Raw genomic sequence first — 17,212 nt, 5'->3', positions numbered from 1 at the left:
ATATCGCGTGACGGCGAGCACGCACGGGGTGAGCTGCGGGTGCAGGATGTTGATGTGCGCGACGTCACCCCCGCCCCGGGCACCCTGGAACCGATCGAGACCGCCTCACGCGACGAGCTGGCCGCCCTGCAGCTCGCCCGCCTGCGGCACACGCTCCGGCACGCCCACGAGCACGTGCCGCACTACAAGGCCGCCTTCGCCAAGAGCGGCATCCACCCGTCTGACGTAACTGACATTTCCGATTTGTCAAAGTTTCCGTTCACGACCAAGGAAGACCTCAGGGCGAACTACCCGTTCGGCATGTTCGCCGTGCCGCGCGAACGAATCGCCCGCATCCACGCCTCGTCCGGCACCACCGGCCGGGCCACCGTCGTCGGCTACACGAAGGCCGACATCGACACCTGGGCCGACCTGATGGCGAGATCGATCCGCGCCTCGGGCGGCCGGCCGGGCGACATCGTGCACGTGGCGTACGGCTACGGCCTGTTCACCGGCGGGCTGGGCGCCCACTACGGGGCCGAGCGCCTCGGCTGCACCGTCGTGCCGGTCTCCGGCGGCATGACCGAGCGGCAGGTGACCCTGATCCGCGACTTCCGGCCCGACGTCATCATGGTCACGCCGTCCTACCTGCTCGCGATCGTCGACGAGATGGTCCGCCAGGGCCTGGACCCGCGCGAGTCCTCGCTGCAGGTCGGGATCCTCGGCGCCGAGCCGTGGACCGAGGACCTGCGCGGCGAGCTGGAGCGGCGCCTGGACATGCACGCCGTCGACGTCTACGGGCTCTCGGAGGTGATGGGCCCGGGCGTGGCCAACGAGTGCGCCGAGACCAAGGACGGCCTCACGATCTGGGAGGACCACTTCTATCCGGAGATCATCGACCCGCGGACCGGGGAGGTCCGGCCCGAGGGCGAATACGGCGAGCTGGTGCTCACGTCGCTGACGAAAGAGGCGATGCCCGTCATCCGGTACCGCACCAGAGACCTCACCCGCCTGCTCCCCGGCACCGCACGGACCATGCGGCGGATGGAGAGGATCACCGGTCGCAGCGACGACATGATGATCGTGCGCGGCGTGAACGTCTTCCCGACCCAGATCGAGGAGCTGTTGCTGCGCCAGGCCGCGCTGGCCCCGCACTTCCAGTGCGTGCTGTCCCGCGCCGAGCGCCTGGACGTGTTGACGATACGCACGGAGCGCCGCCCCGACGCCACCCCCGAGGACGCCGCCGCGGCGGCGACCGCCCTGGAGCAGACCGTGAAGGGTTCGATCGGCGTCACGGTCCGCGTCCAGTTGCTCGCCCCGGGCGAGGTCGAGCGGTCGGCCGGCAAGATGCGCCGGGTGGTCGACCAGCGCTGATCAGGACAGGGGAGCGTCGATGGCGTTGCGGGCGATGGCCTCGCAGTACCACCGTCCGCTCGCCTTGATCGTGCGCTCCAGCGTCGCGTAGTCGACCCGGATCAGCCCGAACCGCCGGCTGAACCCGAACGCCCACTCGAAGTTGTCCAGCAGTGACCACACGAAGTACCCGCGCAGGTCCACGCCGGCCGCGATCGCCTCGTGCACGGCGGCGAGGTGCCCGCGCAGGTAGTCGATGCGCTCCGGGTCGTCGACGCCGCCGTCGGAGTCGGGGCGGTCGTCGTACGCGGCCCCGTTCTCGGTCACGTAGATCGGGCGGTCGCCGTAGTCGCGGTTGATGCGCAGCAGCAGGTCCCGCAGGCCGGTCGGGTCGACGGACCAGCCCATGTGCGTGACCGGCCCCGGCGTCGGATGAAACCGTACGCCCTGGGCGGTCGGGTAGGGCGTGTTGTGGTCCAGCACCCCGTCCGGCGCCGCGCTGACCAGGTCCGGCTGGTAGTAGTTCACGCAGATCGCGTCGACCGGGGCCGAGATCGCCGCCAGGTCGCCGGGGTGCACGAAGTGCCAGTCGGTCAGCTCGCGGGTGTCCTCGACGGTGTCGGCCGGGTACGACCCCTTGAGAACCGGGTCGAAGAAGATCCGGTTGAGCAGGCCGTCGATGCGCCGCGCCGCGTCCGCGTCGGCCGGGCTGTCCGTCAGCGGCCGTACCGCCCCGGCGTTGAGCGCCACCGACACCTGCCCGGCCACGCCGGCCGAGCGCAGCGCGGCGACGCCGAGGCCGTGCGCGAGCAGCAGGTGGTGGGTCGCGGTCAGCGCGCCGACGTGACCGCGGCGGCCGGGCGCGTGCCCGCCGGTGCCGTAGCCGAGGAACGCCGAGCACCACGGCTCGTTGAGGGTGTTCCACATCGCCACCCGGTCACCGAGGCGCGCGCCGGCGGCGGCCGCGTAGTCGGCGAAGCGCAGCGCGGTGTCCCGGCTGGTCCAGCCGCCGGTGTCCTCGAGCTCCTGGGGCAGGTCCCAGTGGTAGAGGGTCGCGACCGGGCGCACGCCCGCGGCGAGCAGCTCGTCGACGAGCCGGTCGTAGAAGTCCAGGCCGGCCTCGTTGACGCCGGCGCCCCCGGCCGGGCGGATGCGCGGCCAGGCGATCGAGAACCGGTACGCCGACAGCCCGAGCTCGGCCATCAGCCGCACGTCCTCGCGATACTTCACGTAGTGCCCGGTCGACGTCGCGCCCGTGTCGCCGTTGTCGATGCGGCCGGGCTGGGCCGAGAACGTGTCCCAGATCGACGGGGTGCGGCCGTCGGCGCCCACGGACCCCTCGATCTGGTAGGCGGCCGTGGCGGCGCCCCACCAGAAGGTCGAAGGGAAGGTCAGCCGGCCCTGCGCGGCCTGGACCGCCGTCGTGCTCACACGTATCACCCCGTGTCGAAGTCGTCGCTGTGCGGGAGGTGCTTGGAGAGCGCTCTCCAAGTCGCGTGACCAGACTGCGACCGCCTGTGGGCGGGTGTCAAGGTCCCCAAGGGCGCCGATCCCGACGTACGGCCGCAAATGCGTTGAAAAGATCTTGACGATCGACCGGCAACTCTTGACACGGCCGAAACGCCGGGACAACACTGCGTGCAATCGGAGAGCGCTCTCCAAACCGCCGCCGCGCTCCCCACACACCCCGCAAGGAGCCCCTCGTGCATCCGGCGCACCCCACCGCCCCTGCCTGGCGGAAACTGCTCACCTCGCGATGGCGCATAGCCCTGGTGCTCGCCGTCGTCGCCGCCGTCGCCGTCGTGGTCGCGCCGTTCGCGCGCGCCGCCGACGGCCTGATCTCGCAAGGCAAGCCCGTCACGGCCTCGTCGACGCAGTCCGACGACGTGGCGCCCAGCTTCGTCAACGACGGCAACGCGGGCACCCGCTGGGGCAGCCAGTGGAGCGACCCGCAGTGGATCCGCATCGACCTCGGCGGGACCGCCACGATCAGCCAGGTGAAGCTGTCCTGGGAGGGCGCCTACGGCAAGGCCTTCCAGATCCAGACCTCGGCCGATGACCAGAACTGGACCGACATCTACAGCACCACCACCGGCACCGGCGGGGACCAGACGCTCAACGTGACGGGCACCGGCCGGTACATCCGCATGTACGGCACCGTGCGCGGGTCGGGCTACGGCTACTCGCTGTACGAGTTCGGTGTCTACGGCACCATCGGGGGCACCACGAACCCGACCGGCGGCGCCTGCGGTACCACCGACGTCGCCCAGGGCAAGACGGCCACGGCCTCGTCGTCGGAGGGCGCGGCCAACGGCCCGCAGTACGCCTTCGACGGTGACGCGGGCACCCGCTGGAGCAGCCAGTTCAGCGACCCGCAGTGGATCCAGGTGGACCTGGGCTCGACCCAGTCGATCTGCCAGGTGGTCCTTTCGTGGGAGGCGGCCTACGGCAAGGCATTCGCGATCCAGACGTCGGCCAGCGGCACGTCCTGGACCGACATCTACTCCACCAGCACCGGCACCGGCGGCACGCAGACCATCCCGGTGACCGGCTCCGGCCGCTACGTGCGCATGTACGGCACCGCGCGCCCGGGCGGCTACGGCTACTCGCTGTGGGACTTCAAGGTCTTCGTGGGCGGCGGTACGAGCACCCCGTCGCCGACCCCGTCGACCTCGCCGACCCAGGAGCCCGGCTGGACCACGGTCTGGCAGGACACCTTCGACGGCGCGGCCAACACCTCGCCCGCGGCGGCCAACTGGCTCATGCGCACCGGCACCCAGTTCCCCGGCGGCGCCGCGAACTGGGGCACCGGTGAGGTCGAGACCGCGAGCAACAGCACGGCGAACGTGTACCTCGACGGCGCCGGCAAGCTCAACATCAAGGCGATCCGCGACGGGGCCGGCAACTGGACCTCCGGCCGCCTGGAGACCCAGCGCACCGACTTCCAGGCCGCCCCGGGCGAACAGGTGAGGTTCACCGCGCTCGTCAAGCAGCCCGACGTGGCCAACGCCGCCGGCTACTGGCCCGGCTTCCGGGCGACCGGCGCGGCGTACCGCGGCAACTACAACAACTGGCCCGGCGTCGGCGAGACCGACATCATGACCGACGTCAACGGCCGCAGCCAGCTCGCGCAGACCCTGCACTGCGGCACCGCCCCGGACGGGGTGTGCGGCGAGTACAACGGCCGCTCCTCGGGCCTCGCGTCCTGCGTCGGCTGCCAGAGCGGCTACCACGAGTACACCCAGGTCATCGACCGCACGAAGACCGACGAGGAGATCCGCTTCTACCTCGACGGCAAGCAGTCCTGGATCGTGCGGGAGAGCCAGGTCGGCGTGACGGCGTGGAGCAACGCCGTGCACCACGGCTTCTACCTGCGCTTCGACCTGTCGATCGGCGGCTCGCTGCCCAACGCGATCGCCGGCTTCACCACCCCGACGCCGAGCACCACCTCCGGCGGCATCCTCTCCGTCGACTCGGTGACGGTCTCCAAGGCCACCGGCACCGTCCCGGCCGCCATGACCGACCCGGCCACGCCGGCCGGCCCGAGCGTGGTCAAGGTGACCGGCAGCCAGGGCAACTGGCAGCTGCAGGTCAACGGCCAGCCGTGGGAGGTCAAGGGCCTCACCTACGGCCCGCCGCAGGGCGCCGCCGACGGGTACCTGCGCGACCTCAAGAACATGGGCGTCAACACGGTCCGGACCTGGGGCGTCGACGACGCACAGACCCCGGAGCTGCTCAACCGGGCCGCCCAGCAGGGCATGAAGGTCGTCGTCGGGCACTGGCTCAACCAGGGCGCGGACTACGTCAACGACACCACGTACAAGAACAACACCAAGACCGAGATCGTCAACCGGGTCAACGCCCTGAAGAACAACCCGGGCGTGCTCCTGTGGGACGTCGGCAACGAGGTCATCCTCACCATGCAGGACCACGGCCTGTCCGCCGCCGACGTGGAGGCGCGCCGCGTGGCGTACGCCAAGTTCGTCGACGAGCTCGCCGTGGCCATCCACGCCGCCGACCCGAACCACCCGGTCACCTCGACCGACGCGTACACCGGCGCGTGGCCGTACTACAAGGCCAACTCGCCGCACCTGGACCTGCTGGCCGTGAACTCCTACGGCGCGATCGGCAACATCAAGCAGGACTGGATCAACGGTGGGTACACCAAGCCGTACATCGTCACCGAGGGCGGGCCGTCCGGCGAGTGGGAGGTTCCCAACGACGTCAACGGGGTGCCTACCGAGCCGACCGACCTGCAGAAGCGCGACGGCTACACGGCCAGCTGGAACGCCATCAAGTCCCACCCGGGCGTGGCCCTGGGCGCGACCGAGTTCCACTACGGCCTGGAGAACGACTTCGGCGGCGTGTGGCTCAACACCTATCCGGGCGGCTGGCGCCGGCTCGGCTACGGGGCGCTCAAGCAGGCCTACAGCGGCACGCCGCTTTCCAACACGGCCCCGCAGATCACCTCGATGACGCTCAGCAACTCCACCGCCGTCCCGGCGGGCGGCCAGTTCACGGTGAACGTCGCCGCGAGCGACCCCAACGGCGACACGATCCGCTACAACCTGATGGCCAGCGACAAGTACATCACCGGCGGCACCGGCTTGCGCAACGTGAACTTCACGCAGAACGGCAGCACGTTCACGGTGACCGCGCCGGAGAAGATGGGCGTCTGGAAGATCTACGTGTACGCCTTCGACGGCCAGGGCAACGTCGGCATCGAGACCCGCTCGTTCAGGGTGGTCGCGCCCAGCATCCCGGGAACGAACATCGCGCTGAACAAGACGGCCACGGCGTCGAGCTACCAGCCCACCGGCACGAACGGCCCGCAGCTGCCCTCCTACGCGGTGGACGGCAACTACGGCACCCGCTGGGCCAGTGAGTGGCTCGACACGGCCTGGATCACCGTCGACCTCGGGTCCAAGCAGACCTTCAACAAGGTGTTCCTGGCCTGGGAGGACGCGTACGCGAAGACGTACCAGATCCAGACCTCCGACGACAACGCGAACTGGACGACGATCTACTCGACCGCGGCCGGCGACGGCGGGTTCGACGACGTCAACGTCAACGGCAACGCGCGCTACGTCCGGGTGAACGGCCAGGTCCGGGCTACGGCGTACGGTTACTCGCTCTGGGAGTTCGGTGTGTATCGGTAAGTGATATGCGGTGAAAGCGCTCTCTGGGCAGAATGCCTGGAGAGCGCTTTCCCTGTGTCGTGCTATAAAAGCGCGTGATGAGCGAGAAACGGCGACCCACCCTGGAAGACGTGGCCGAGGCCGCGGGCGTCTCGCGGGCCACCGTCTCGCGGGTCATCAACGGCGTGCGCAACGTCGACCCGAAGCTGCACGAGATCGTGTGGCAGGCCGTGGACGCCACCGGCTACGTGCCGAACCGGGCCGCGCGCTCGCTGGTCACCCGCCGCAGCGGCACGGTCGCGCTGGTCGTCTCCGACGCCGTCTCCCACGACGACGACCCGTTCATGAAGCGCTTCTTCGCCGACCCGTTCTTCGGCCGGATCGTCGGCGGCGTGATGAGCGTGCTGCGGCCGAAAGGAATCCAGCTCGCCCTGCAGATCGTCGGCACCCAGGAGGCCCGCACGCGGCTCGTGGGGGACCTGGGGCAGGGCCAGGCCGACGGCGCCGTCGTCCTGTCGCTGCACCCCGACGACACGCTGCCGCAGCAGCTGTGCGAGGCCGGCATCGCGGCCGCGCTCGTCGGGCGGCCGGCGCAGCCGGTCCCGATCTCGTACGTCGACCTGGCCAACGACGCCGGCGGCTCGCTCGCCGCCGAGCGGCTGCTGGAGCGCGGCTGCACGCGGCTGGGCATGATCACCGGGCCGGCGCACGTGCCGGCCTCCCAGGACCGGCTGACCGGGTTCCGCCAGACCCTCGCCCGGCACGGCCACGCGTGGTTCCCGACCGTGGAGGGCGGCTTCACCTACGAGTCCGGGGAATTGGCGATGCTGACGCTGATGAAGCAGTTCCCCGGTCTCGACGGCGTCTTCGTCGCCAACGACCTCATGGCGCAGGGTGCGCTCATGGCGCTGCGGACCCTCGACCGGCGGGTGCCCGAGGACGTGGCCGTCATCGGGTTCGACGACAGCAGCGCGGCGCTGGACGCCCGGCCGCAGCTGACCACGGTCCGGCATCCGCTGGAGGACATGGCCGCGGAGACGACCCGGCTGGTCCTGGCCCGCATCGACGATCCTTCCCTGCGCGTCGAGTCCGTCATCTTCGACCCGAAACTCGTCGTGCGTCAGTCGGCGTGAAACAGCGTCTTCGCCCGGTCTCGGCTCTTCCGCACGTAGGTTGACCGGTGCGGGTCCGGATTCGCCGGATCCTCGCCGTAGGCCAGATCCTCGATCAGCCCGGCGCGGGCGTAGAACAGCGCACGTTCCCGCAGCGGCGGGGGCGGCGCCGGGGCCTGTGGACCGAGGTCGCGCAGCAGCAGCCCGTAGTCGTACGCCGGGTCACATAAAGCGGCGTCGCTCCAGTCGATGATGCCCGTGACCCGCCAAGTTTCCGGATCGACAAGCACGTGCTCGGCACCCAGGTCGTTGTGCGAGAACACCAGCGTCGTCGCGGGCGCCGGCGGTGCGGCCTCGAGGAACGCCACGGCCTCCGGAAGGTCCACGGTCATCCCCCGCAGCTCGTCCAGCCAGGTAGACGGCGGATCGGCGTCCTCACTCACCAGCCCGGCGAACCGCGCCGGCGATTGCGCGTGCAGAGCCGTGAGCACCGAGGCGAGCGTGTCCGCGATCGCCGTGAGGTCGGGCGGTTGCAGCAGCATCAGCGGTACGCCGGGAAGCAGCGCATACCCCATCGCCCCATCGGCCACGAACGCCGGCTCGGGCACGGCGACAATGCCGTCGAGGACGCCCGCGATCTCGCGCAGCAGCCGCGCCTCCCGCTCCACGTCAAGCGCCTCAGGATCGCCCGGAAACCGAACCACCCAAGCGCCATCCACCAGGTACGCGGTGTTGTCCAGCCCCCGCCCCAGCGGCTCGACCAGGTCGCCGGCAACCCCCGAAAGATTGCGCCGCACCACACCACGCACGTCGTGCTCCATGCCTGGCATGCTACGGGCGGTTCGCAACGTACACTGGTGCTGGATAAGTCGCTTCCCCCACGTAGAGTCTCCGACAATTGGTCCCCTCGGAGGCGCCGTGCGGTCAGCCGCGCGGGCCGGGTGGAAGCCGCCACGACGGTGCATCAACACGCCGACTTCCAGCCAGATCGGTTCCAGCTCACCGTCGGGCCCTCTGAATCTGTGCACGCACTGAACCAGGCCGATTCGCCTCGCGACTTCGAGCTCGACGAACAGGATCCTGCATGCGTTGCCCCGCCCGCCAGTGCGCCCGCGCCGCGGCAGTTCACGCCGCTCAGCATGGTCTGGCTCGCATCGGTCGGTGATGCCGGGTGGCCAGTTCGCCGACCAGGCAGACAGCGGAGCCCCGACTCCGCCTGGTAACGACATCACGGTCACGTCGGGGGCGACCGTGCTCCCGCTCGTGCGCGACCCCCACCACCCGAGGCGCCGAACCCGGGAAGTGACCGCCCCCGCGTCGTCGGCCATGGTGATGTCGTCGAGCCGCGCGCCCAGCGACTGCCTTCAGGTCTTCGTCTGGTGGTCCAAGGCGATAGCCGGTGAGATCGGGCGCGCTGGTGGCGCGGCGGACGCGGCCCGGGTGGAGCACATGACGGCCGGGCTGCAGCGGGGCTCACCGGCGGCGAGCGATGCGCCGGTGGGGCGGCGGGCCGACGGGTGGCGGTTGCCGGGGCCGGGCAGGTAGGCGGTGGCGCGGCGTCGCCGGCACTGCTCGGCCGTCGCGGCGGTGGCGATACAGCATCGCCACCGCAACGGCCTCGCTGCTGCGGCGGTGGCGGTGACGCGACGGATCGACAGCACGACGACTGGACAGGTCGGGAGCGCGGTGACCGGACCGGCCGTGGGTGCGGCGACACCGGTGCATCCTGCGAACGCGGCGACTGGACCGGCCGTGGGTGCGGTGACGCCGGTGCAGCCTGCGAACGCGGCGACGGCGAAGGCTCTGGCGAAGGTGCACGGGACACCGGCCGCGACGGCTCCGGCGATGGTGCAGGAGACGTCGGCTCCGACGGCTGCGTACGAGATGTCGGCGGCGCGGAGGGCTGCGCCGGTGGGGCGGCGAGGTCGCGGGGGCGAGGTGGTCCGGGCGGGGCGGGCACGGACGGATCGGAGCGAGGGTTGGGCTGGGTGGCCGGACAGCGGGAGTCGGGCTGAGTCACCGGACCGCCGGAGTCGGACCGGGTTAGTGGACAGCCCGGGTCAGGCTGGGCCGACGGACGGCGGGGACTGGGCTGGGTCGGCGGACGGCCCGGGGTGGGTTGAGTCGACGGACGGCCTGGGTTGGGCTGGGTTGGCGGGCGGCGGGTGTCGGGCTGACTCCCTGGACGGCGGGGGTCGGACTGGGTTGGCGGACGGCCCGGGGTGGGTTGAGTCGACGGACGGCTTGTTACCGGACGGTGAGAGTCGGATTGAGTTGGCGGGCGGCGGGTGTCGTGCTGACTCGCTGGACCGCGGGTGTCGTGCTGGGTTGGCGCACGGCCCGGGGTGGGTTGAGTCGACGGATGGCGGGGGTTGGGCTGGGTTACCGGACGGCGGGAATCGGATTGGGTTGGCGGGCGGCGAGTGTCGTGCTGACTCGCTGGACCGCGGGATTCGGGCTGGGTTATCGGACGGCCCGGGTTGGGCTGGGCCGACGGATGGCCTGGGTTGGGCTGGGTCGCCAGAGAGCGGCGGCGGGCTGCTCGGGCATCCTGTTCGGCCCAGTGGGCGGTGATTTCGGCGGTGCGGGCCTCGGCGTCCAGGCGGGCCAGGCGCTCGGCGTGGCGGGCCTCCAAGCCGCGGCGGCGGGCCTCGGCGAACTCGGCGCGGACCGCACGGCGTTGGGCCACCCGGCGGCGGTTCTCGGCCAGCATCGCGTCCAAACGGCTACGCCACTCCAAATCGGCGGCTCCGGTCAGCACCTCGCTCATGGGAAGAACATAGAACAGGGGTACGACAAAACCCGCTGACCAGGGAAAACCGCGGCCCGGCCGCCGCCGAGGGGTGATAGTGCGATTTTGCTTGCGGTCGTATTTGTCCGATTTGTAATATCCCAAGTGAAATAGAGAAGGAGCGGGGACTCCGGCATGCTGTTCGGGTGGACGCCGACATCGCCGTGGACGAACGTCTGGTGCGCAGCCTCGTGCGGGCGCAGCATCCCGACCTGGAAGGACCGGTGTGGTCGGTGGCGGCGGGCTGGGACAACGCCGTCTATCGGCTCGGTGAGCGGCTGGCGGTCCGTCTGCCGCGCCGCAAGGTCGCCGCCGAGCTGGTGCGCAACGAGCAGCGGTGGCTTCCCGGCCTCGCCGCGTCCCTGCCGGTGCCGATCCCCGCCCCGGTCCGCGTGGGGTGCCCCACCGAGGCGTACCCATGGCCGTGGAGCATCACGCCCTGGCTGCACGGCACGGTGGTCGCCGCGACCCCGGTGCCGTCGCGGATGGCGTTCGCCGAGCAACTGGCCGCGTTCGTGAACGCCCTGCACGTGCCCGCGCCGCCCGGCGCCCCCGCCAACCCGGTGCGCGGCGTGCCGTTGCCGACCCGCGCCGGGGCGATGGCCGAGCGCTTCGCCTCCGGGCGCGTGCCGCTGGATTTGCGGCCGCTGTGGGAAGACCTCGCCGCCGTACCCTTCTGGGCCGGCCCGCCCCTGTGGGTCCACGGCGACCCGCATCCGGGGAACCTGTTGACCGGCCTCGACGGCCGCCTGTCCGCGGTGCTGGACTTCGGCGACCTCACCGCCGGCGATCCGGCGACCGACCTGGCCGCGGCGTGGCTGGTCTTCGACGCCCCGGCGCGAGCGGTGTTCCGGGCGGCGCTCGCGGGCGTCGACGAGAACACGTGGCAGCGCGGGCGCGGGTGGGCCCTGAACATCGGCGCGGCGGTGGCGGCCGACCCGACCGGTACCCGCGAAATGCACGCGGTCGGCGCCCACGCCCTGCGGCAGGTCCGCCTGGGCTGACAGTCCGACGGCCTGGAGAGCGCTCTCCCGCGCGGAAGTGCGCGACCCTGGCCACTACGTGCGACGCTGCCGAGCTGGCCGGGCGACCAGCGCGCCGGGCCGCCTGTGGGGGGCGGCGGCTGGAGTGCCGGGGCGGCCCGAATCGGGCATTCTCGCTGTTGACACCGGTCCGGGCGGCCGGGAAACTGGATGATGTACGGAGAGCGCTCTCCAAAGGATCGGGTGCCGGCGGAGTGCGCTGTCCGGGGCGGCCAGTGCAGCGGGTCAGCGGGCCCGACGGGGGCTGGCTGGGTCGCCCGGCCGGTTGCGTACGGGCGACGGGAGTTCGGGTGGTCATCCAGGCGGGGGCTGCCCGAGCGGTTCCGGGGTCTTCAGGCGGAGACGCCCGCGCGCCGGTCGGCGACGTCGTCCGGTCGGGTGCCGGGCGTTCCGCACAGCCGTCGTGGCGGTGACCGGGTTGGGGTCCCCGCCACCGGGGTGCGTCCGCGCGAGCGGCCGCACCCACGCCGACCTTGCGGTTGCGGCGGTCCGTAACGGGCTCTGGGCGCCCGGGGCCGGTCGCAACCGCAGGCTCGGCCGAAGGGCGGGGCCCACGCCCCGCCGAGACCGGGTTGACACTTCGTTCGAGAGGCGAAGAAACTCGGATCAGGCGCGATCGCGAGGCCGGACCGGGCGCGCCCGGACGGTGTGCCGATGGCGCGACCACGCCCGGATCGACGTCCGGCCGCCGACCGGCGGGCGGGCACAGGACCGCCGCCGCCGAGGCGGCCGGGCCGACAAGGAGGCCCAACCGACATGCGACGCCGACCGCCGCCACGGCCGACCGCGCTCATCCCGACCGTTTCGATCGTCCTGCTCCTGGCCGCCGCGCTCGCCGCGTGCGGCGACGCCGCGCCGACCTCGCAGCCCGCGTCGGGCGCGGGCGCCGCGCAGTCCGCGTCGGGCGCGGGCGCCGCGCCGGCCGCGAGCGAGTTCGGCGGAACCGACCTGGCCTGGGTCGAGCTCATGATCCCCATGGACGAGCAGCTGCTGCCGGTGCTGGACCTGGTGCGCAGCAAGGCATCCGACCCGTCGCTGGTCGCGCTCGCGGGCGAGCTGCGCGGGGTGTACGACACTGAGCTGCCGCGGCTCAGGGCGCTCTCCGACCAGGCCGGCCTGCCCAGGGATAACCCGCACAAGGGTCACAAGATGCCGGGCCTGGTCGATGCGGACCGGCTCGCCGTGCTGCGGGCGGGCGCGGGCGCGGACTTCGAGCGGCAGGCCGTCGACTGCCTGCGCGAGCATCTCGACCAGCTGGCGCGGCTCGCCAACTCCGAGATGACCAACGGCACCAGCCCCACGGTGAAGGCCCTGGCCCAGCAGGTCGCCCAGTCCCGCAGCGGCGCCAGCGCCCGCCTCCCGAAGTAGCTCGAACCGCGCGTATGCGAAATGTCGGATATGTCGCGGCGCGAGGCGCCCGACATATCCGACAAGAGCCGGCGGTGCGACGCGTCAGGGCCGTAGCAGGGGGCGGGCCACCGCCGCGACCAGGGCCGTGATCGCCGCCGCGAACCCCAGCAGCGCCACCGGCGCGCTCACCAGCTGGGTCAGGATGCCCAGGCCCAGGACCGGCACCGCCAGGCCAAGGTAGCCGCCGAGGAACAGCCCGGCCAGGGCCTCTCCGCGGATCGACGGCGGGGCCAGGTCCGCCACGGTCGAGATCGCGCCCTTGAGCAGAGCGCCCGCTCCGGCGCCGGCCGCGATGCCGCCCGCCAGGAAGGCCGGCAGGGACTCGGCCCAGACCGCGGCGGTCACCGTGGCCAGGCCGAGGACGATCAGGGCCAGGCCGGTCGCGAGCTGGTCGTGCAGCGGGCGGCGGCGCAGCAGTACCTGCGTGATCGCCCCGCTGCCGAAGACCAGCGACGCCACCGCGCCGGCCAGGGCGCGGGACGGGTGGTGCAGGGTGCCGGCCACGAAGGCGGGCGCCAGGGACGTGAACAGGCCCAGGACCGACAGGGAGGCGAAGGCGCCCGTCGCCGCCGCGAAGTAGCGCGGGCGGGCGGCGGCCGGCACGCCGACGCGCTGCGGGCGGTAGCGGCGCGGTTGCGCGCGGACGGTCTCCGGCACCAGGGCGACCGCCGGCGCGGCGACGAGCAGCAGGCCGAGGAAGACCAGGTACGGCGTGCGCAGCGGCGACGATACGTACTGCGCGAGCACGCCGGAGACGATCGGGCCGATGGCGAAGCCGCCCAGGTTGGCCACCGTGGCGACCAGGTCGCCACGGGCGCGGCCGGCGTCCGGGCGGGCCTTGGCGTGCAACTCCGACAGGTGGGCGGTAGCCGTGGCGGTGATCATGCCGATGCCCAGGCCCGACAGGACCCGGGCGGCGATCACCACGCCGAACGCGGTCGAGGTGGACAACAGCGTCGCGGCCACGGCCTCCAGCAGGACGGCGGGCAGCAGCACGCGGCGGCGGCCCAGCCAGTCCGAGACGTGGCCGGCGAGGAAGAGGCTGATGATGACGCCGAACGCGTAGGCGGCGAAGGCGACCGTCACGGCGATCGTGGAGTACCCGTCGTGCCGCTGGTAGAGCGCCCACAGCGGCGTCGGCACCACGGTGAAGGCGAGCGAGACGGCGAAGGCGAACGCGATCGCCCAGAAGCCCTGCTCGTGGCTGAGGCGACGGTCGCGGGCGGTCTCGGGCGCCGCCGGGCGGGTCAGGACGGTGGTCATTGGCACACTGTCGCTCAGCAGTAGTAGCACCGCCAACGAATGTTCGTGCTGGGCAGCATCACCAGATGCGATGATGTCGCTCGTGGAGCTGCGGCATCTGGTGTACTTCGTGAGCGTCGCCGAGGAGCGCAGCTTCACGCGCGCGGCCCAGCGCCTGCGCGTCGTGCAGTCCGGGGTCTCCGCGGCGGTGCGCGCGCTGGAGCGGGAGCTCGGCGCGCGGCTGTTCGAGCGCAGCTCGCAGCGCGTGGAGCTGACCGACGCCGGGGCCGCGCTGCTGCCGGCCGCGCGGGCCACCATCGACGCGGCCCAGGCCGCCCGGGACGTGGTCGCCGAGGTCCGCGGCGGCCTGCGCGGCACGCTGCGCATCGGCACCCTGATCTCGGTCGGCTTCGTGGACCTGCCGGGGCTGCTGGGCCGGTTCCGCGCCGAGCATCCGGGCGTCGACCTGCGCCTGCGCGCCGCCCCGACCGGCTCCGCGGGCCTGGCCGGCAGCCTGCTGGACGGCGAGCTCGACGTGGCGTTCCTGTCGCTGTCCGGCCGCGCTCCGGGCGGGCTGTCGGTGCGCACGCTGGCCGCCGAGCCGATCGTCGCCGCGCTGCCCGCCGCCCACCCCCTGGCCGCGGCAACGGTGCTCACACTGGCCGACCTCGCCGACGAGCCCTTCGTCGACTCCCCGCCGGGCTACGGCAACCGCGCCGAGGTCGACCGGGGCTTCGCGGCCGCCGGGCTGCGCCGCCGGGTGGCCCTGGAGGTGGCGGATATCGCGACGGTCCGGCAGTACGTCCGCGAGGGCCTCGGCGTCGCCCTCATCCCGCGCTTCTCCGCCCCGGACGAGCCCGGCCTGCGCGTGGTGCCGATCGCCACGCCGCTGGAGTGGACGTTCGCGGTCGCCACCGCCTCGGCCCGCCGGCCGAGTGCCGCCGTCCGCGCGCTGCTGGGCCTGGTCGACGCCTACCGGACCTGAGCGGCGGCGGTGGTGGGCGGGCTCAGTGCAGGGTGAGCTCCTGGGCCAGCTGCACGGGGTTGCCGTCCGGGTCGGCGACCCAGGCGACGAGCAGCCGGCCACGCCACTCGCGCGGCGGGCGCAGGCCGGGCGCGCCGCGCACGGTCAGGTCCGCGTAGGCGCCGGGGACGTCGTCGGTCCACAGCACCACGGCGGCGCGCTGCCCCGCGTCGAGCGGGTCGAGGCCGTGGTCGTCGCGGGTCGAGCGGGACGAGGCGATGCCGAGCCGGCAGTCGTCGAGCATCAGGTCGACGTGGATCGGCTCGCCGTGGTCCGGGGTCCGGAAGACCTCGGTGAACCCGAGCGAGCTGTAGAAGGCGGCGGTTCGGGCCAGGTCGGCGCTGAACAACACCACCTGCGGGGCGCGGTAGGTCGGTGGCACGCCGCAGATCCTAAGCCAGCGGCCCGGTTCGCCAGAGTCGGTGGCGGCGTCGTCGCGGTAAGTGCTCTACTGGAGGGTGGCGCCCAGTCTGGCACGGCTGGGCTCCGCGCTGGTCTACCCAGACCAGGCGACCCAGGTCTGGCGTGCTCCCCGCCGACCGGGTCCGCGCACACCGTCGTCGCACGGCCGTGCGCAGGGTGAACGTTCCTGGGAGGTGCGAGAAATGCCCGACGTGTTGGCGAACGCGCGTGCCGAAGCGCTGTTCGTCTCTACTGTGCAGTCGTCGGAGGCGCCGGGGCCGGTCGACGTGCGCAGGGCCGTGGCCGAGTCCTTCGCGCGGCTCGGCAGCCGCGGTTGCGCGGCCGGCGTGGCCGGCGAGTTCGGCGACCATCCCGAGGTCGCGGTCCAGCGGATGCGCTGGGCGATCGCGACCGTGAGCACGGTCTTCCGGCGCCGCCGGCCGACCTGCGGCCGGGCCAAGACCCCCGCCGCCTGCAGCCGCTGATCCCGCGCCCGCCGACGCGCCCCGCTCAACCTGGCGGCAGGTCCAGCAGCAGTGGCAGGACCAGCGCCACGTAGAGCAGGGCCGCGGCGAGCGCTTCAGCCGTTCGCCGCGCGGGCATGGGCGAGGCCTGCCACCGCCGCGACGACCGCCGCCCGAGCCGCCGGCAGGCCGGCGCCCCGGGCGCGCAGGGCCCGGCCCGCGGCACCGTCCGGACCGGCGTGCCCGGTCTGGGCCGAAACCCGCGAAGCCGCATCGGGCCAGACCGGATGCAGCAGGCCCAGCAGCAGGTGCTCGCACCCGATGTAGTTGTGGTGCAGGTCCATCGCCTCGCTCGCGGCCAGCTCCAGCGCGGCCACGGCCGGGCCCGAGAAGCGCGGGGCGTCGCCCTCCGCGGCGAGGGCGGCTGGGGTGTCGTCCTCCCCGGCCGGGGCGGCGGCGAGGTCCGCGGCGAGGGCGGCCGGGTCGACGCCGAGGGCCGGCAGGAGCCGTACGGCCAAATTGCTCCCCTCGGCCAGAATCCCGCCCAGCAGCCCGGCGCTCGTGACCGCACCGCCGGGGCCGGCCTGGTCCAGGGCCAGGCGCAGCGCGGCGCGGGCGCGAGCCGTGTAGTGCGGCAGGCGGGCGGTCAGGGCGGCCTCGTCCATAGCTCGCAGATCATCGGCACGCAGGGCGTTGGCGCGCCGCACCGCCTGCTCCAGGGCTCGCTGGCAGATGGTCGAGGCCGGGATGCCGCCGCGCTCCACGGCCGCGGCCAGCTCGTCGGGCAGGTCAACGTCGATCTGGATGACGGTCATACCCCCTGTATACCCCCACTGGGGTTAGATTGGCAACGACCGGGTGGTGCGCTTCGCGCTCGGCTTGCATCCGGCGCACCCGCTGGACTGGAGATGTGCCTGACCGCCGTCGCGTTCACGGGGCTGATCCAGTTCCTCGGCCCCGCCGGCCGGCGGACTCCGCGTCGACGCCGCCGGAGCAGGCGGTGGCGCTGATCCGGGCGGAGCCACGGCGACGGCCCGCTGCGCCTGCGCGTGCCGGGGCCGCGGTTGCCGGCCACCCGGACGCGGCGGAGGCGGACCGCCGAGGCGGTGACCGGCAGGCCGGGGCGTACATCCAGCGGCACCGCTCCTTCGCCCAGGCGCACCAACCACGAGTGGCACCAGACTCTGCACCTGCTCGCGCGACGAGGCGGAGGGCTACTGCGAGCCGGCCCTCGACGTGCGCATGGTCGCGGTC

At 72.7% G+C, this 17,212-nt stretch carries 12 protein-coding genes; 7 read left to right on the top strand and 5 right to left on the bottom strand.

Going from position 1 to position 17,212, the window contains the following annotated elements; all coding sequences use genetic code 11:
- Window positions 1-39: 39 nt before the first annotated feature.
- Window positions 40-1,353: a phenylacetate--CoA ligase PaaK gene (paaK, locus tag ACQPY0_RS37650; RefSeq protein ID WP_432971907.1), complete on the top strand. Its 1,314-nt coding sequence runs from the start codon at window positions 40-42 to the stop codon at window positions 1,351-1,353.
- Here the strand turns inward: paaK and ACQPY0_RS37645 are convergent, their stop codons facing one another.
- Window positions 1,354-2,763 (bottom strand): GH1 family beta-glucosidase, encoded by a 1,410-nt coding sequence (locus ACQPY0_RS37645; protein ID WP_432971904.1) that lies wholly within the window; start codon window positions 2,761-2,763, stop codon window positions 1,354-1,356.
- 272 nt (window positions 2,764-3,035) lie between these two features.
- Here ACQPY0_RS37645 and ACQPY0_RS37640 point away from each other — a divergent pair, with 272 nt between their 5' ends.
- Both ACQPY0_RS37640 and ACQPY0_RS37635 read left to right on the top strand, forming a co-directional pair.
- Entirely contained in the window at window positions 3,036-6,491 is a 3,456-nt protein-coding gene (locus ACQPY0_RS37640; protein WP_432971901.1) for a galactose-binding domain-containing protein, read from the top strand.
- A 77-nt stretch (window positions 6,492-6,568) separates the two neighbouring features.
- Window positions 6,569-7,603, top strand: coding sequence for a LacI family DNA-binding transcriptional regulator (locus tag ACQPY0_RS37635; RefSeq protein ID WP_432971898.1), 1,035 nt, complete (start codon window positions 6,569-6,571; stop codon window positions 7,601-7,603).
- Here the strand turns inward: ACQPY0_RS37635 and ACQPY0_RS37630 are convergent.
- A complete protein-coding gene (locus ACQPY0_RS37630) occupies window positions 7,591-8,403 on the bottom strand; it encodes a phosphotransferase family protein (RefSeq protein ID WP_432971895.1) in 813 nt (270 codons plus the stop codon). The genes ACQPY0_RS37635 and ACQPY0_RS37630 overlap by 13 nt on opposite strands.
- Before the next feature lie 2,116 nt (window positions 8,404-10,519).
- Between ACQPY0_RS37630 and ACQPY0_RS37625 the strand changes: the two genes are divergently transcribed.
- Both ACQPY0_RS37625 and ACQPY0_RS37620 read left to right on the top strand, forming a co-directional pair.
- Window positions 10,520-11,377: an aminoglycoside phosphotransferase family protein gene (locus ACQPY0_RS37625; RefSeq protein ID WP_432971892.1), complete on the top strand. Its 858-nt coding sequence runs from the start codon at window positions 10,520-10,522 to the stop codon at window positions 11,375-11,377.
- 795 nt (window positions 11,378-12,172) lie between these two features.
- Window positions 12,173-12,784, top strand: coding sequence for a DUF305 domain-containing protein (locus ACQPY0_RS37620; RefSeq protein WP_432971889.1), 612 nt, complete (start codon window positions 12,173-12,175; stop codon window positions 12,782-12,784).
- A gap of 84 nt (window positions 12,785-12,868) precedes the next feature.
- On the opposite strand, the gene ACQPY0_RS37615 is transcribed toward ACQPY0_RS37620, so the two are convergent.
- Complete coding sequence (locus ACQPY0_RS37615; protein WP_432971886.1) at window positions 12,869-14,089, bottom strand: MFS transporter; 1,221 nt, start codon at window positions 14,087-14,089, stop codon at window positions 12,869-12,871.
- A gap of 82 nt (window positions 14,090-14,171) precedes the next feature.
- Between ACQPY0_RS37615 and ACQPY0_RS37610 the strand changes: the two genes are divergently transcribed.
- Window positions 14,172-15,053: a LysR family transcriptional regulator gene (locus tag ACQPY0_RS37610; RefSeq protein ID WP_432971883.1), complete on the top strand. Its 882-nt coding sequence runs from the start codon at window positions 14,172-14,174 to the stop codon at window positions 15,051-15,053.
- A gap of 22 nt (window positions 15,054-15,075) precedes the next feature.
- On the opposite strand, the gene ACQPY0_RS37605 is transcribed toward ACQPY0_RS37610, so the two are convergent.
- A complete protein-coding gene (locus tag ACQPY0_RS37605; RefSeq protein ID WP_432971880.1) occupies window positions 15,076-15,474 on the bottom strand; it encodes a VOC family protein in 399 nt (132 codons plus the stop codon).
- Window positions 15,475-15,697: 223 nt separating this feature from the next.
- Between ACQPY0_RS37605 and ACQPY0_RS37600 the strand changes: the two genes are divergently transcribed.
- The gene (locus tag ACQPY0_RS37600; protein ID WP_432971878.1) at window positions 15,698-15,979 is read left to right on the top strand and encodes a hypothetical protein; all 282 of its coding nucleotides are present in this window, start codon (window positions 15,698-15,700) and stop codon (window positions 15,977-15,979) included.
- A gap of 95 nt (window positions 15,980-16,074) precedes the next feature.
- On the opposite strand, the gene ACQPY0_RS37595 is transcribed toward ACQPY0_RS37600, so the two are convergent.
- The gene (locus tag ACQPY0_RS37595; RefSeq protein ID WP_432971875.1) at window positions 16,075-16,773 is read right to left on the bottom strand and encodes a Clp protease N-terminal domain-containing protein; all 699 of its coding nucleotides are present in this window, start codon (window positions 16,771-16,773) and stop codon (window positions 16,075-16,077) included.
- Between the last annotated feature and the right edge of the window lie 439 nt (window positions 16,774-17,212).

Origin of the sequence: Dactylosporangium sp. CA-233914 (assembly GCF_050942935.1) — a bacterium.
Taxonomy (GTDB): domain Bacteria; phylum Actinomycetota; class Actinomycetes; order Mycobacteriales; family Micromonosporaceae; genus Dactylosporangium.
Note: the sequence above shows the minus strand (reverse complement) of the source record. Positions and strands in the feature narration are given on the sequence as shown.

Excerpts from the sequence above, each read along its gene's own strand:
- ACQPY0_RS37635 (WP_432971898.1), top strand. The coding sequence starts at position 6,569 with ATGAGCGAGAAACGGCGACCCACCCTGGAAGACGTGGCCGAGGCCGCG.
- ACQPY0_RS37630 (WP_432971895.1), bottom strand. The coding sequence starts at position 8,403 with ATGGAGCACGACGTGCGTGGTGTGGTGCGGCGCAATCTTTCGGGGGTT.
- ACQPY0_RS37620 (WP_432971889.1), top strand. The coding sequence starts at position 12,173 with ATGCGACGCCGACCGCCGCCACGGCCGACCGCGCTCATCCCGACCGTT.
- ACQPY0_RS37615 (WP_432971886.1), bottom strand. The coding sequence starts at position 14,089 with ATGACCACCGTCCTGACCCGCCCGGCGGCGCCCGAGACCGCCCGCGAC.
- ACQPY0_RS37600 (WP_432971878.1), top strand. The coding sequence starts at position 15,698 with ATGCCCGACGTGTTGGCGAACGCGCGTGCCGAAGCGCTGTTCGTCTCT.
- ACQPY0_RS37595 (WP_432971875.1), bottom strand. The coding sequence starts at position 16,773 with ATGACCGTCATCCAGATCGACGTTGACCTGCCCGACGAGCTGGCCGCG.